A 13,325-nucleotide genomic window follows, 5' to 3' on the forward strand; every position below is an offset into this window, starting at 1 on the left:
GGCCCTACTCGACCCCGATGAGCAGGAGGGCCCCCTGCCGTCCGCCCCGGTACACCACCGTGTCCACGGCGAGGTAGGACTCCCGCACCCGCGCCTCCAGGTGCTCGGCGACGGCCTCGGGGGCCTCGTCGCCGAGGACGAGGGTGACGAGTTCGCCGCCGGCCGAGAGCATGCGGTCGAGGACACCCTCGGCGGTGGCGGTGACGTCCGAGCCGATCACGGCCACGTCCCCGTCGATGAGGCCGAGGACGTCCCCGGCCTGGCAGATGCCGGCCATGGTCCAGGACTGGCGTTCCGCCACGGCGACCTCGGCGTAACGGGTCGCGCCGGCCGCCGAGGTCATCTGGACGACGTCCTCGTCGAACCGGCGCTCCGGCTCGTGCACGGCGAGCGCGGCGATGCCCTGGACCGCGGAGCGGGTCGGGATCAGCGCGACCCGGATGCCCTCGGCGCGGGCCTGCTCGGCCGCTGCGGCCGCGGTGTGGCGCAGGTCGGCGTCGTTGGGCAGCAGCACGACCTCGCGCGCGTGGGCGCGTCGTACGGCCTCCACGAGCTCCCCGCTCGCGGGCGGCTCCCCGGGACGGGCGAGCACGGTGGTCGCCCCGGCCTCGGTGTACAGCCCGGCCAGGCCCTCACCGGGCACGACGGCGACGACGGCCCGCTGGGCGCGCTCGCGGGGCGGCCGTTCGGCGCCGGTGGTGTGCACGTCGCCGATGCCGAAGTGGGTGATCCGGATCCGGTACGGCCGTCCGGCCTCGACGCCCGCCTCCACGGCGGCGCCCGCGTCGTCGACGTGCACATGCACGTTCCACAGCCCGTCGCCGCCTACCACCACGAGCGAGTCCCCGAGCCCGTCGAGCCGCTCCCGCAACCGCGCCACGGCCGCGTCGTCGGCCTCCAGGAGGTAGATCACCTCGAAGGCGGGGCCCCCCGCCGCCAGGACGTCGGCGCACTCCTCCGAGTCGGCGAGGGGGGCACTGTCGTCCACCGCCGAGGGTGAACCGCCCTCCACGCGCGCGTACGCACCGGAGACCGCGGCGACCGTCTCCCCCGTGAACGTCTCCACCAGTGCCCCCAGCACCGCCACCAGGCCCCGTCCGCCGGCGTCGACCACCCCCGCCCGTTCCAGGACGGCCAGCTGGCCGGGCGTCGCGGCGAGGGCGGCGAGGGCGCCGCCGTAGGCGGCCCGGGCGACCGTCCCGCAGTCGCCCTCCGCTCCCCCGGCCGCGTCGGCGGCGGCCGTGGCGACCGTGAGGACCGTGCCCTCGACGGGGTGGGCGACGGCCTGGCGGGCGGAGTCCGCCGCGTGCCGCAGGGCGAGCCGGAGTCCCTCGCCGTCCGTGTGAACCGTCTCACCGTCGGCGGCGAGCACCTGGGCCATGCCGCGCAGCAGCTGGGCGAGGATGGTGCCCGAGTTGCCGCGGGCGCCTATGAGGGCGCCGTGCGCCATCGCGCGCGTGGCGTCGGCGAGCGTCGGTTTCCCCGAGCCGTGGGCGTCATGGGCCTCGAACACGGCGTCCACGGCCGCGGCCGCCGACTCCGCCGTCAGGTACAGGTTCGTGCCGGTGTCCCCGTCGGCGACGGGGTAGACGTTGATCGCGTCGATCTCCTCGCGCGCCCGCCCCAGTGCCCGCAGCGCGAGGCCGCTCCAGGTGCGCACCGCGACAGCATCGAAGAATGTCTGCGGCACCTGCGCCACCTGCGCCTCCTCGGGCTGCTGGACTGGACGCAGCGTAGACCCCGGGCGGGTGTCCACCGGAAGAGGGCCGGGAGCGGGGGGCTGATCAGCCATGGTAGTTTCGTTCTACTGGCGCAGTCGTTGTATGCTGCTCCGGTTGCCCGATGCAGATCGGGCCATTCCCCTGGCAGCGCCACTCAGATCTCTGATCCTACGATCTCGATCCCGGCCCGCCGGGATCCAACCGTAAGTGCATCTGAAGTCTTTGGAGTGACCCGTGGCTGCCAACTGCGACGTCTGCGGCAAGGGGCCGGGCTTCGGCAACAACATCTCGCACTCGCACCGCCGTACGTCCCGTCGCTGGAACCCGAACATCCAGCGCGTCCGTACCGTGGTCGGCGGGACGCCGAAGCGCGTGAACGCCTGCACCTCGTGCATCAAGGCCGGCAAGGTCTCGCGCTGACGCACAGCTGAAGCGCGCGCCACTGCTGGTTCGCTGCAGAGCCGGTCCACCGCAAGGTGGGCCGGCTTTTCGCCGTACCCGACCAAGGTCTCGGCGACCGAGAAGTCGGCGACCGACATCAAGCTGCCGGGCCACCCGGTCGCCCGAGAGCCCAGCCGTGGTCCACGGGCCCGATCCCGCCGCCGAGCGCGAACCCGGCGGCGATCGCACCGGTGACGTACTCCTTGGCGGCCGTCACCGCTTCCGGCACGCTCTGTCCCTTCGCGAGCTGCGACGCGATCGCGGACGCGAGGGTGCAGCCCGTGCCGTGGGTGTGCCGGTTGTCGTAGCGGGGCGCGCGCAGCCAGTGCTCCTCGGAGCCGTCGGTGAGCAGGTCCACGGCGTCGCCGGTGAGATGGCCGCCCTTGATGAGCACCCACTTCGGGCCGTACGACAGGACGGCCGCGGCGGCCTCGCGCAGCTGCTCCTCCGACTCGACCCGTACGCCGGTGAGTTGAGCCACCTCGTCGAGGTTCGGCGTCGCGACGGTGGCCGCCGGAAGCAGCCGCCGGCGTACGGAGTCCAGCGCCTCCGAGGCCAGCAAGGAGTCCCCGTGCTTGGAGACACCGACCGGGTCGATCACGGCGGGTGCGTCCGTGGCACCGATCAACTCGGCCACCGCCTCGACGAGTTCGGGCGAGGCGAGCATCCCGGTCTTCACGGCCTGGACGCCGATGTCGTCCACGACACTGCGGTACTGGGCCCGCACCGCCTCCACCGGCAGCTCCCAAGCCCCCTGCACGCCGAGGGAGTTCTGCGCGGTGACCGCCGTGACAACACTCATGCCGTGCACGCCGAGCGCGAGCATGGTCTTCAAGTCGGCCTGGATTCCGGCACCTCCGCCCGAATCGGACCCCGCCACCGTGAGCACCAGGGGCTTCACGACTCGATGTCCTCACCGAAGTGGTCCCAGCCGCCCTTGCTGGTCCAGGGCTCCCCGTCGACGGTGACCCGGGGCAGCGCCGACGGGTTGAGGACTTCGCCGATCACCTTCCAGCGGGCCGGGAGCTTCACCTCCGGCGCGAACGTCGCCACGATCGCGTGGTCCTCACCCCCGGTCAGCACCCACTGCAGGGGGTCGACACCGACGGCCTGCCCGATGTCGTTCATCTGGGAGGGGATGTCGATCGCGCCGGAGCGGATGTCGATCCGCACCTTGCTGGCCTCGGCGATGTGCCCGAGGTCGGCGATCAGACCGTCGCTCACATCGCACATGGCGGTCGCGCCGAGCGCGGCTGCGGCCGGGCCCGCGTGGTACGGCGGTTCGGGGCGCCGGTGGGCCTCCACGAACGCCCGGGGTGAGCGGAAGCCGCGGGAGAGCACCGCGTAGCCGGCCGCGGACCAGCCCAGCCAGCCGGTCACCGCGACGAGGTCGCCGGGCTGCGCGCCGGCCCGGGTCACCGGCTCCTGGCCCCGTAGATCGCCGAGCGCGGTGATGGAGACCATGATCGTGTCCCCGCGTACGACGTCCCCGCCGACCACCGAGGCGCCCGCGACCTGGCACTCGTCGCGCAGGCCGTCCATGAGCTCCGAGGGCCAGGTCACGGGGAGTTCGGCGGGTACGACCAGGCCGAGCAGCAGGGCGGTCGGTACGGCGCCCATGGCGGCGATGTCCGCGAGGTTCTGCGCGGCGGCCTTGCGGCCCACGTCGTAGGCCGTGGACCAGTCACGGCGGAAGTGCCGGCCCTCCAGAAGGATGTCGGTGCTCGCCACGACCCTGCGGTCGGGCGCGGCGACCACCGCGGCGTCGTCGCCGGGGCCCACCCGGACCGCCGGGGTGGTGGTGAGACGGGAGGTGAGCTCCCTGATGAGCCCGAACTCCCCGAGCTCACCAACAGTGCCCTTCATTGCCCTTACGCCCCTTCTGTACCGTGCCGTGCCCGGTCGCGCGTCATCAGTGTCCTCGATACGGTCGAGGGGACCGTCAACTTCTTCCGTGCCCGCACCCCGGCGCGGGCGTCCGCGCCCCCTTGGGTCTCCCCGCGGCGAGCGGCGACGCGATACCGTGGCGTTCCTTTTCCCCACATGATCCTCGTGGCCGCCCTGGAGGTTCCGTGGTACAGGCGTACATCCTGATCCAGACGGAGGTCGGCAAGGCGTCGACCGTCGCCGAGACGATCAGCAAGATCCCTGGAGTCATCCAGGCCGAGGACGTGACAGGACCGTATGACGTGATCGTCCGCGCACAAGCCGACACCGTAGACGACCTGGGCCGGATGGTGGTCGCGAAGGTCCAGCAGGTGGACGGCATCACCCGCACCCTGACCTGCCCGGTGGTCCATCTGTAGCCCCCGTCTAACCTTGGCCGGTGAACTTCTTCCGCCACCGGCGCCGCATCGTCGTCGGGCCGCCCGCACTCGCCCTGCTGATCACGGTCGCGGGCTGCTCCTCCGCAGACGACAGCGCGTCGGCGGCGGTTCCCTCGCCGGGGGCGGGCGGCACGAAGCTGTGCCGAGAACTGGACCGGGTACTGCCGTCCGAGGTCGACGACCAGGACCGTCGAGATCCCGAGCCCGCGTCCGCGCTGACCGCGGGCTGGGGTGACCCGGCGATCATACTGCGGTGCGGTGTCGAGCGGCCCTCGAAGATGGACGACCCGGAGGCCGACGGCGTCGAGGTGAACGGAGTGGGCTGGCTGCTGGAGAAGCAGGACGACGGCTCGTTCCGGTTCACGACGACGCTCAGGAAGGCGTACGTCGAGGTGTCCATCCCCGAGGAGCGCACCGGTGACGGTATGGCGCCGCTGGTGGATCTGGCGTCCGCCATAAAGAAGGCGATCCCCGAGGGGATCGCCGACTAGCCGGGACCCGCTAGCGAAGGCCCGTCGACCTGCGCAGCGCCGCCTCGATCAACCGGGCGACCAGCTCCGGATAGCTGACCCCGCTCGCCTGCCACATCTGGGGATACATCGAGATCGGGGTCATGCCGGGCATGGTGTTGATCTCGTTGATCACAAAGCCCTCTTCCGTGAGGAAGAAGTCCGCGCGGACCAGGCCCTCGCAGGACGCCGCCTCGAAGGCGTCCACCGCGAGACGCTGCACCTCGGCGGTCTCCTCCGAACTCAACGGCGCCGGCACGATCCCCGGTGTCGAGTCGATGTACTTGGCCTCGAAGTCGTAGTACGCGTGCGTGTCCGGCGGCGGGATCTCGGAGGGGACGCTCGCGCGCGGGCCGTCCTCGAACTCCAGGACCCCGCACTCGATCTCGCGGCCCCGCAGCGCGGCCTCGACCAGGATCTTCGGGTCGTGGCTCTGCGCCTCGGCGATCGCCTCGTCGAGGCCTGCGAGGTCGTCGACCTTGGTGATGCCGATCGACGAACCCGCGCGCGCGGGCTTCACGAAGAGCGGCCAGCCGTGCTCGCCGGCGAAGTCGACGATCTTCTTGCGGGCGGCGGACTCGTCCCGCTCCCACTCACGCGGCCGGATCACCACGTACGGGCCGACCTTGAGCCCGAAGGAGGTGAACACCCGCTTCATGTACTCCTTGTCCTGGCCGACGGCCGAGGCGAGCACACCCGAGCCGACGTACGGGACACCGGAGAGCTCCAGAAGGCCCTGGAGGGTGCCGTCCTCGCCGTAGGGGCCGTGCAGGACGGGGAAGACGACGTCGACCTCACCGAGCGCCTTGGGCACCGATCCAGGCTCGCTGTAGACCACTTCGCGGTTCGCGGGGTCGACGGGGAGCACCACGCCGCCCTCGCTCGACTCGGCCAGTTCCTCGACGTTCGGCGTACGGCGCTCGGTGATCGCCATGCGCTCGGGTTCGTCGGCGGTGAGCGCCCAGCGGCCGTCCTGGGTGATGCCGATCGGCAGGACGTCGTACTTGGTCCGGTCGATGGCCCGCAGTACGGCGCCGGCGGTGACCACGGAGATCCCGTGTTCGGAGCTGCGCCCGCCGAACACGACGGCCACGCGCGGCTTGCGAGGCGGCTGCTCAGGGCTCTGGGGGAGGTTCTCGGTGCTCATATCGCGTTGAGAGTACCCGGTGGTAGTGCCCTGATACAGCGCCCCTCGGGCGGGTTGCTCAGCGTCGCTCGGGCTTCGCGCTGCGCGACATCAGCTCCTTGACGGCGACCACCGGCGACTTGCCCTCGTGCACGATGCCGACGACGGTCTCGGTGATCGGCATGTCGACGCCGTGCCTGCGGGCCAGATCCAGCACGGACTCACAGGACTTGACGCCCTCGGCGGTCTGCTTGGTGACCGCGATGGTCTCCTGCAGGGTCATGCCCTTGCCGAGGTTGGTGCCGAAGGTGTGGTTGCGCGAGAGCGGCGAGGAGCAGGTCGCCACCAGGTCGCCGAGACCGGCGAGTCCGGAGAAGGTGAGGGGGTCCGCGCCCATCGCGAGGCCCAGGCGGGTCGTCTCCGCCAGTCCGCGGGTGATGAGCGAGCCCTTGGCGTTGTCGCCGAGGCCCATGCCGTCCGCGATGCCGACGGCGAGCCCGATGACGTTCTTCACGGCTCCGCCCAGTTCGCAACCCACCACGTCCGTATTGGTGTACGGGCGGAAGTACGGCGTGTGGCAGGAGGCCTGGAGCCGCCGCGCCACCGTCTCGTCGGTGCAGGCGACCACGGCGGCGGCCGGCATCCGGGCGGCGATCTCCCGTGCCAGGTTGGGTCCGGTGACCACCGCGATGCGGTCCTGTCCCACCTTGGCGACGTCCTCGATCACCTCGCTCATCCGCATGGCCGAGCCGAGTTCGACGCCCTTCATCAGGGAGACGAGGACGGTGTCGGGCGCGAGCAGCGGGGTCCACTCGGCGAGGTTGGCGCGCAGGGTCTGCGAGGGGATCGCGAGGACGGTCAACTCGGCGTCGCGCGCGGCCTCGGCGGCGTCCGCCGTCGCCCTCAGGTTCTCCGGGAGCTCGACGCCGGGGAGGTAGTCGGGGTTCGTACGCGTGGAGTTGACCGCTTCCGCGAGTTCGGGCCGCCGCGCCCACAGGGTGACCTCGCACCCCGCGTCGGCGAGCACCATGCCGAAGGCGGTACCCCATGAACCGGTGCCGAAGACGGCCGCCTTGACGGACTTGCTCACTTGGTCTTCTCCCCCTCGTGGCCGGTCTCGACCTCGGTCCGGCGTCGCTGTTCGATCCGCTCGCGGCGCGGGTCGTACGCCGTCGCGGGTGCCTTCTCGCCGCGGATCTTCTCCAGCTGCTCGGTGACGGCGGCCATGATGACCTCTGTGGCCTCCTTCAGGAGGTCCTGGGTCATCTCCTTGTCGTAGAAGCGCGACAGGTCCACGGGCGGGCCCGCGAGGACGTGCGAGGTCTTGCGCGGAAGGACGTTGAGCTTCTTGGCGTACGGCGGCAGCAGTTCGTTGGCACCCCACTGCGCGACCGGGATCACCGGGCACTTGGTCTGCAGGGCCACGCGCGCGGCACCGGTCTTGCCGATCATGGGCCACTGCTCGGGATCCCGGGTGATGGTGCCCTCCGGGTAGAAGGCGACGCATTCGCCGCGTTCCACGGCCTCGATCGCGGCCCGGAAGGCGCTGAGCGCGTCCGTGGTCTCGCGATAGACGGGAATCTGGCCGGTGCCGCGCATCATGGCGCCGATGAATCCCTTGTTGAAAAGAGTGCTCTTCGCGAGGAATCGCGGAACGCGGCCGGTGTTGTACTGGAAGTGCGCGTACGCGAAGGGATCAATGTGCGAATTGTGGTTGACCGCGGTGATAAATCCGCCGTCGGCCGGAATGTGCTCCGATCCGCGCCAGTCCCGCTTGATCAGAACCACGAGCGGCGGTTTGGCGATCACCGCTGCCAAGCGGTACCAGAAGCCGATTCTGCGGCGGGGCACGCGAGCACCTTCCTCTTTGGGCCATGGGGGCCGCACAAGTGTCGCCCCAGGCCGACGGTCTGTCGAGAACACCGTACGCCCCGCCGCCGACACCGCCAGATGGGCCGCATGACGACTGAGTGACAATGGCCGCGACAAGAGAAGGACGGAACACTCGTGCAGTGGACGTTGGTCATCCCGCTGAAACCCCTGTCGCGTGCCAAGAGCAGGCTCTCGGACACCGCGGACGACGGGGTGCGCCCGGGTCTGGCCCTCGCCTTCGCCCAGGACACCGTGACGGCCGCGCTGGCCTGCCCGGCGGTCGAGGGTGTGGCGGTCGTCACGGACGACGCCCTGGCCGGCCGCGAGCTGGCGGCCCTGGGCGCCCGCATCGTCCCCGACGAGCCCGGAGGCGGCCTGAACGCGGCCCTGGCGCACGCGGCGTCCGTCGTACGGTCTTTGCACCCCGAAAGCCCGTTGGCAGCCCTGAACGCCGATCTCCCGGCTCTACGCCCCCTGGAATTGGCCCGGGTCCTCGATGCGGCGGCGGAATTCCCTCGTGCTTTCCTTGCGGATGCGGCGGGGACCGGGACCACGCTGTTGGCCGCGGCAGGGAGCGAGGAATTGCGCCCCGCCTTCGGCCCGGATTCCCGCGCCCGCCATCGGATGTCGGGCGCCGAAGAACTCCGCCTCACGCATGTGGATTCCGTACGCCAGGACGTGGACACGGGTGACGACCTGCGCACCGCGCTCACCCTGGGGGTGGGACAGCACACGGCAACGGTGTCGGCAGGGTTGCTGGGCCTTCCCTAGGGTCGCGACCAGCCACAACGGACCCGCAGACACTACGCTGACCGCCATGCAGGCCACCGCGTACACATACGACCCCGAAACCCGCAGCGGCCAGGTCCTCCTGGACGACGGCACGCCCGTCCCCTTCGACGCCCCGGCCTTCGACGCAGGCGGTCTCCGTCTGCTGCGCCCGGGTCAGCGCGTCCGCATCGAGCAGGACGGCGACAAGATCACCCTCGTCACCCTGCAGACCTTCTGACCCCCATTGACACGCCGCGGGCCGGACTCCGACACGGAGTCCGGCCCAGCGCGTGAGTGCCCCTGTGCCCTTACCTCTTGCGGGCGGTGGCCTTCTTGGCGGTGGTGGTGCGAGCCGCCGACTTCTTGGCGGGCGCCTTCTTGGCGGTCGCCTTCTTCGCCGGGGCCTTCTTGGCCGTCGCCTTCTTGGCGGTGGTCTTCTTCGCGGCGGTGGTCTTGGCGGTCGCCGTCGTCTTCTTGGCGGGCGCCTTCTTCGCCGTGGTCTTCTTCGCGGTGGCCGTGGTCTTCTTGGCCGTCGTCTTCTTCGCGGTGGTCTTCTTCGCGGCCGCGGTCTTGGTGGTGGCCTTCTTCGCGGCAGCCTTCTTGACCGTCGCGGAAGCCCCGCCCGTCAGGCTGCCCTTGGGCGCCTTCTTGACGGCGACCTCGCCGCCGCGCGGGAGCTTCTTCGTGCCGCTCACCAGGTCCTTGAAGCCCTGGCCCGCACGGAAGCGCGGAACAGAGGTCTTCTTGACCCGAACCCGCTCGCCCGTCTGGGGGTTGCGGGCGTAACGGGCCGGACGGTCGACCTTCTCGAACGAACCGAAGCCGGTGACCGAGACCCTGTCGCCCGCCACCGTCGCGCGGACGATGGCGTCCAGGACCGCGTCGACCGCGTCGGCGGCCTGCTGGCGGCCGCCCACCTTGTCGGCAATCGCTTCTACGAGCTGCGCCTTGTTCACGTCTTCCCCTTCGGAGACATCGCCCGAACGAAAATGTTCAAGCTTTTTCGCACGTTAGGCAGATATATACCGCAAATCAAACACGAAACGGGCTTATCACCCTTGTGCCGCAACGAACTCGGCTGCTCTGGACTTGTTCAGCGTTCCTCTTCCGGGATTCGACCCGCGTCGAGGTCAGCGGTGAACCGCTCCAGACGCCTTGTCGCTTCGACGACGTCGTGCTTGGCCGCGGCCGTAATGACCAGCAGCTTCCGGGTCAGCGCCATCCGTACGCCCTCCGGGACTTGCAGTGCGCGCACTCTTGTGTGCGCTTCCTTGAGTTGGTCCGCGACTGCCGCGTAGAGCTCGAGTTGGCCGTCGTGTTCCATGCACAGATTGTGCCATCTGGGGCGAGTTGTCGCCTGCTAGGGGTGCAACTGCCGCCTCAAACGGCCTTCCGGGCACATGCGGAAGCCACGGCTACAAGGGACGCGTACCCCGACAACACCCGCCGTAACGTGGGAAGTTGAGCGGGCGTGTCGCACGGTGCGAGGCGGGCCGGGCCCAGACACGGCCGTACCCCCGATCGGGCTGATCGGGGGTACGGCGGGGGTGTCGCGGTGGCCGGAATTCGACCTGTTGGACGGCTCCGGGTCAGACCTCGAGCGTCCGCGGCTTGTACGAGGGCCGCTTGGCCTCGTACGCGGCGATGTCGGCCTCGTTCTGGAGGGTGATGGAGATGTCGTCCAGGCCGTTCAGCAGCCGCCAGCGGGAGTTCTCGTCCAGCTCGAAGCTCGCGGTGATGCCCTCGGCGCGCACTTCGCGGGCCTGAAGGTCGACCGTGATCTCGGCCTCGGGGTCCTTCTCGCTCAGCTCCTGGAGCGCGTCCACGATCTTCTGGTCCAGAACGACCGTGAGCAGGCCGTTCTTGAGCGAGTTACCGCGGAAGATGTCGGCGAAGCGGGAGGAGATCACGGTCTTGAAGCCGTAGTTCTGCAGCGCCCACACCGCGTGCTCACGGGAGGAGCCAGTGCCGAAGTCGGGGCCGGCGACCAGCACCGTGGCGCCCTTGCGCTCGGGCTGGTTGAGGATGAATTTCTCGTCCTTGCGCCAGGCCTCGAACAGTCCGTCCTCGAACCCGTCCCTGGTCACCTTCTTGAGCCAGTGAGCAGGGATGATCTGGTCGGTGTCGACGTTCGAGCGGCGCAGCGGGACGGCCCGGCCGGTGTGCGTGGTGAATGCTTCCATGACTCTCAGACTCCAGCGGCGACAGGGGCGTCGGACAGGTCGGCGGGCGAAGCCAGGTGGCCGAGCACGGCGGTCGCGGCCGCGACCTGCGGCGACACCAGGTGCGTACGACCGCCCTTGCCCTGCCGGCCCTCGAAGTTGCGGTTGGAGGTGGACGCGGAGCGCTCACCGGGGGCCAGCTGGTCGGGGTTCATGCCCAGACACATCGAGCAGCCCGCGTGCCGCCACTCGGCGCCGGCCTCCTTGAAGACGACGTCCAGGCCCTCGGAGACGGCCTGCAGGCCCACGCGCGCGGAGCCGGGAACGACCAGCATCCGTACGCCGTCGGCGACTTTGCGGCCCTTGACGAGCTCGGCGGCGGCGCGCAGGTCCTCGATACGGCCGTTGGTGCACGAACCTACGAAGACGGTGTCCACCTTGATGGAGCGCAGCGGCTGGCCGGCCTCCAACCCCATGTATTCCAGGGCCTTTTCGGCGGCGAGGCGCTCCGAAGCGTCTTCGTACGAAGCGGGATCGGGGACGTCCGCCGAAAGCGGCGCGCCCTGGCCGGGGTTGGTGCCCCAGGTGACGAACGGCGACAGTTCCTCGGCCTTGATGACGACCTCGGCGTCGAACTCCGCGTCCTCGTCCGACTTCAGCGTCTTCCAGTACGCGACGGCCGCGTCCCAGTCCTCGCCCTTGGGGGCGTGCACCCGGCCCTCGAGGTAGTCGAAGGTGGTCTCGTCGGGGGCGATCATGCCCGCGCGGGCGCCGGCCTCGATCGACATGTTGCAGATGGTCATCCGGGCCTCCATCGAGAGCTTCTCGATGGCGGAGCCGCGGTACTCCAGGACGTAGCCCTGGCCGCCGCCGGTGCCGATCCGGGCGATGATCGCCAGGATCAGGTCCTTGGCGGTGACGCCCTCGGGCAGCTCGCCGTCGACCGTGATGGCCATGGTCTTCGGGCGCACCAGCGGCAGCGTCTGGGTGGCCAGCACGTGCTCCACCTGGGAGGTGCCGATGCCGAACGCCAGACCGCCGAAGGCGCCGTGCGTGGAGGTGTGGGAGTCGCCGCAGACGACCGTCATACCGGGCTGGGTCAGACCCAGCTGCGGGCCCACGACGTGGACGACACCCTGCTCGACGTCGCCCAGCGAGTGCAGGCGCACCCCGAACTCGGCGGCGTTCTTGCGCAGCGTCTCCAGCTGGACGCGGGAGACCGGGTCCGCGATGGGCTTGTCGATGTCGAGGGTGGGGGTGTTGTGGTCCTCGGTGGCGATGGTCAGGTCGAGCCTGCGCACCGGGCGACCGCTCTTGCGCAGACCGTCGAAGGCCTGCGGGCTGGTCACCTCGTGCAGCAGGTGCAGATCGATGAAGAGGAGGTCGGGCTCGCCCTCGGCGCGCCGGACGACGTGGTCGTCCCAGACCTTCTCCGCGAGTGTCCTACCCATCGCTTTCCCTCCGGTCGGCCAAAGGTGCGCCGACCTCAACTAGAAGATCTTGTGGAGGCGACTCCCATGGCCCCTGTTCCCGGGCACTCGCCGCCATGCCCGTTCTGATTCGCGGGCCACTGTGCCTACAAGGGTTGCGCGTCTCACGAAAAAAGGAACTTGCGTTTCACAGAGTGAGACGTGAGTATCGTTTCATGGACAACAGTAGCGGCGTCGGCGTTCTGGACAAGGCAGCCCTTGTTCTGAGCGCTCTGGAGTCCGGACCCGCCACCCTCGCAGGACTGGTCGCGGCCACCGGACTGGCACGACCCACGGCCCACCGGCTGGCCGTGGCTCTGGAACACCACCGCATGGTGGCACGCGACATGCAGGGCCGTTTCATTCTGGGCCCGCGCCTCGCCGAGCTGGCCGCGGCCGCCGGCGAGGACCGTCTCCTCGCGACGGCCGGCCCGGTGCTCACGCACCTGCGTGACATCACCGGCGAGAGCGCGCAGCTCTACCGCCGCCAGGGCGACATGCGCATCTGCGTCGCCGCGGCTGAGCGCCTGTCCGGCCTCAGGGACACGGTCCCGGTCGGCTCGACGCTCACGATGAAGGCGGGCTCCTCGGCCCAGATCCTGATGGCCTGGGAGGAGCCGGAGCGCCTGCACCGGGGCCTGCAGGGCGCCCGCTTCACGGCGACGGCCCTGTCGGGCGTACGGCGCCGCGGCTGGGCCCAGTCCATCGGCGAGCGCGAGCCGGGCGTCGCGTCCGTCTCCGCACCCGTCCGCGGCCCCTCCAACCGCGTGGTGGCCGCCGTCTCGGTCTCCGGCCCCATCGAGCGCCTGACCCGCCACCCGGGCCGTATGCACGCCCAGGCGGTCATCGACGCGGCGGCCCGCCTCTCCGAGGCGCTGCGGCGTACGGGCTGAGAAACCCACCCTGTCGGAACTGGGACCGGCCTCA

General features: G+C 70.3%; 16 protein-coding genes. 6 read left to right on the top strand and 10 right to left on the bottom strand.

What is annotated here, in order from left to right:
• Positions 1–4: 4 nt before the first annotated feature.
• A complete protein-coding gene (locus AB0D34_RS20475) occupies positions 5–1,699 on the bottom strand; it encodes a DAK2 domain-containing protein (protein WP_362663516.1) in 1,695 nt (564 codons plus the stop codon).
• A 256-nt stretch (positions 1,700–1,955) separates the two neighbouring features.
• Between AB0D34_RS20475 and rpmB the strand changes: the two genes are divergently transcribed.
• Positions 1,956–2,141 carry a 50S ribosomal protein L28 gene (gene rpmB / locus AB0D34_RS20480; RefSeq protein ID WP_003993230.1) on the top strand — a complete coding sequence of 62 codons (186 nt, stop codon included), beginning with the start codon at positions 1,956–1,958 and terminating at the stop codon, positions 2,139–2,141.
• A gap of 118 nt (positions 2,142–2,259) precedes the next feature.
• On the opposite strand, the gene thiD is transcribed toward rpmB, so the two are convergent.
• Entirely contained in the window at positions 2,260–3,063 is an 804-nt protein-coding gene (gene thiD / locus AB0D34_RS20485) for a bifunctional hydroxymethylpyrimidine kinase/phosphomethylpyrimidine kinase (protein ID WP_362663300.1), read from the bottom strand.
• Positions 3,060–4,028 carry a thiamine-phosphate kinase gene (locus AB0D34_RS20490; protein ID WP_362663302.1) on the bottom strand — a complete coding sequence of 323 codons (969 nt, stop codon included), beginning with the start codon at positions 4,026–4,028 and terminating at the stop codon, positions 3,060–3,062. Before AB0D34_RS20490 ends, thiD begins: the two co-directional genes overlap by 4 nt.
• A 206-nt stretch (positions 4,029–4,234) precedes the next feature.
• On the opposite strand from AB0D34_RS20490, the gene AB0D34_RS20495 reads away from it, so the two are divergent.
• Complete coding sequence (locus AB0D34_RS20495; RefSeq protein ID WP_003997603.1) at positions 4,235–4,468, top strand: Lrp/AsnC ligand binding domain-containing protein; 234 nt, start codon at positions 4,235–4,237, stop codon at positions 4,466–4,468.
• Between the two features lie 20 nt (positions 4,469–4,488).
• On the top strand, positions 4,489–4,980 hold the full coding sequence (locus AB0D34_RS20500; RefSeq protein WP_362663304.1) for a DUF3515 domain-containing protein: 492 nt from the start codon (positions 4,489–4,491) through the stop codon (positions 4,978–4,980).
• Between the two features lie 10 nt (positions 4,981–4,990).
• Here AB0D34_RS20500 and AB0D34_RS20505 read toward each other — a convergent pair whose 3' ends face one another.
• The 3 genes from AB0D34_RS20505 to AB0D34_RS20515 are packed head-to-tail and all read right to left on the bottom strand — an operon-like array spanning position 4,991 to position 7,975.
• Entirely contained in the window at positions 4,991–6,145 is a 1,155-nt protein-coding gene (locus AB0D34_RS20505; protein ID WP_362663306.1) for a D-alanine--D-alanine ligase family protein, read from the bottom strand.
• Between the two features lie 58 nt (positions 6,146–6,203).
• Entirely contained in the window at positions 6,204–7,214 is a 1,011-nt protein-coding gene (locus AB0D34_RS20510) for an NAD(P)H-dependent glycerol-3-phosphate dehydrogenase (protein ID WP_362663308.1), read from the bottom strand.
• Entirely contained in the window at positions 7,211–7,975 is a 765-nt protein-coding gene (locus AB0D34_RS20515; protein ID WP_362663310.1) for a lysophospholipid acyltransferase family protein, read from the bottom strand. The genes AB0D34_RS20510 and AB0D34_RS20515 overlap by 4 nt, the downstream gene beginning before the upstream one ends.
• A 156-nt stretch (positions 7,976–8,131) precedes the next feature.
• On the opposite strand from AB0D34_RS20515, the gene cofC reads away from it, so the two are divergent.
• Together cofC and AB0D34_RS20525 are read left to right on the top strand one after the other, a co-directional pair.
• Positions 8,132–8,767, top strand: coding sequence for a 2-phospho-L-lactate guanylyltransferase (cofC, locus tag AB0D34_RS20520; protein WP_362663312.1), 636 nt, complete (start codon positions 8,132–8,134; stop codon positions 8,765–8,767).
• Between the two features lie 46 nt (positions 8,768–8,813).
• On the top strand, positions 8,814–9,005 hold the full coding sequence (locus AB0D34_RS20525) for a hypothetical protein (protein ID WP_362663314.1): 192 nt from the start codon (positions 8,814–8,816) through the stop codon (positions 9,003–9,005).
• 70 nt (positions 9,006–9,075) lie between these two features.
• On the opposite strand, the gene AB0D34_RS20530 is transcribed toward AB0D34_RS20525, so the two are convergent.
• From AB0D34_RS20530 to leuC, 4 genes are all read right to left on the bottom strand, one after another.
• Positions 9,076–9,723 carry an HU family DNA-binding protein gene (locus AB0D34_RS20530; RefSeq protein ID WP_362663316.1) on the bottom strand — a complete coding sequence of 216 codons (648 nt, stop codon included), beginning with the start codon at positions 9,721–9,723 and terminating at the stop codon, positions 9,076–9,078.
• Between the two features lie 137 nt (positions 9,724–9,860).
• A complete protein-coding gene (locus tag AB0D34_RS20535) occupies positions 9,861–10,091 on the bottom strand; it encodes a hypothetical protein (RefSeq protein WP_362663318.1) in 231 nt (76 codons plus the stop codon).
• Positions 10,092–10,356: 265 nt separating this feature from the next.
• Positions 10,357–10,950, bottom strand: a complete 594-nt coding sequence (gene leuD, locus AB0D34_RS20540; RefSeq protein WP_362663319.1) for a 3-isopropylmalate dehydratase small subunit — start codon at positions 10,948–10,950, stop codon at positions 10,357–10,359.
• A 5-nt stretch (positions 10,951–10,955) separates the two neighbouring features.
• The gene (gene leuC / locus AB0D34_RS20545; RefSeq protein ID WP_362663321.1) at positions 10,956–12,380 is read right to left on the bottom strand and encodes a 3-isopropylmalate dehydratase large subunit; all 1,425 of its coding nucleotides are present in this window, start codon (positions 12,378–12,380) and stop codon (positions 10,956–10,958) included.
• 194 nt (positions 12,381–12,574) lie between these two features.
• On the opposite strand from leuC, the gene ndgR reads away from it, so the two are divergent.
• Positions 12,575–13,291, top strand: a complete 717-nt coding sequence (gene ndgR / locus AB0D34_RS20550) for an IclR family transcriptional regulator NdgR (protein ID WP_007384919.1) — start codon at positions 12,575–12,577, stop codon at positions 13,289–13,291.
• Positions 13,292–13,325: the final 34 nt, after the last annotated feature.

Source organism: Streptomyces sp. NPDC048420 (assembly GCF_040651535.1).
GTDB lineage: Bacteria > Actinomycetota > Actinomycetes > Streptomycetales > Streptomycetaceae > Streptomyces.

What these genes read in the sequence shown, in the direction of transcription:
- AB0D34_RS20490 (WP_362663302.1), bottom strand. Translation starts at nt 4,028, where the DNA reads ATGAAGGGCACTGTTGGTGAGCTCGGGGAGTTCGGGCTCATCAGGGAG.
- AB0D34_RS20505 (WP_362663306.1), bottom strand. Translation starts at nt 6,145, where the DNA reads ATGAGCACCGAGAACCTCCCCCAGAGCCCTGAGCAGCCGCCTCGCAAG.
- AB0D34_RS20525 (WP_362663314.1), top strand. Translation starts at nt 8,814, where the DNA reads ATGCAGGCCACCGCGTACACATACGACCCCGAAACCCGCAGCGGCCAG.
- AB0D34_RS20535 (WP_362663318.1), bottom strand. Translation starts at nt 10,091, where the DNA reads ATGGAACACGACGGCCAACTCGAGCTCTACGCGGCAGTCGCGGACCAA.
- leuD (WP_362663319.1), bottom strand. Translation starts at nt 10,950, where the DNA reads ATGGAAGCATTCACCACGCACACCGGCCGGGCCGTCCCGCTGCGCCGC.
- leuC (WP_362663321.1), bottom strand. Translation starts at nt 12,380, where the DNA reads ATGGGTAGGACACTCGCGGAGAAGGTCTGGGACGACCACGTCGTCCGG.
- ndgR (WP_007384919.1), top strand. Translation starts at nt 12,575, where the DNA reads ATGGACAACAGTAGCGGCGTCGGCGTTCTGGACAAGGCAGCCCTTGTT.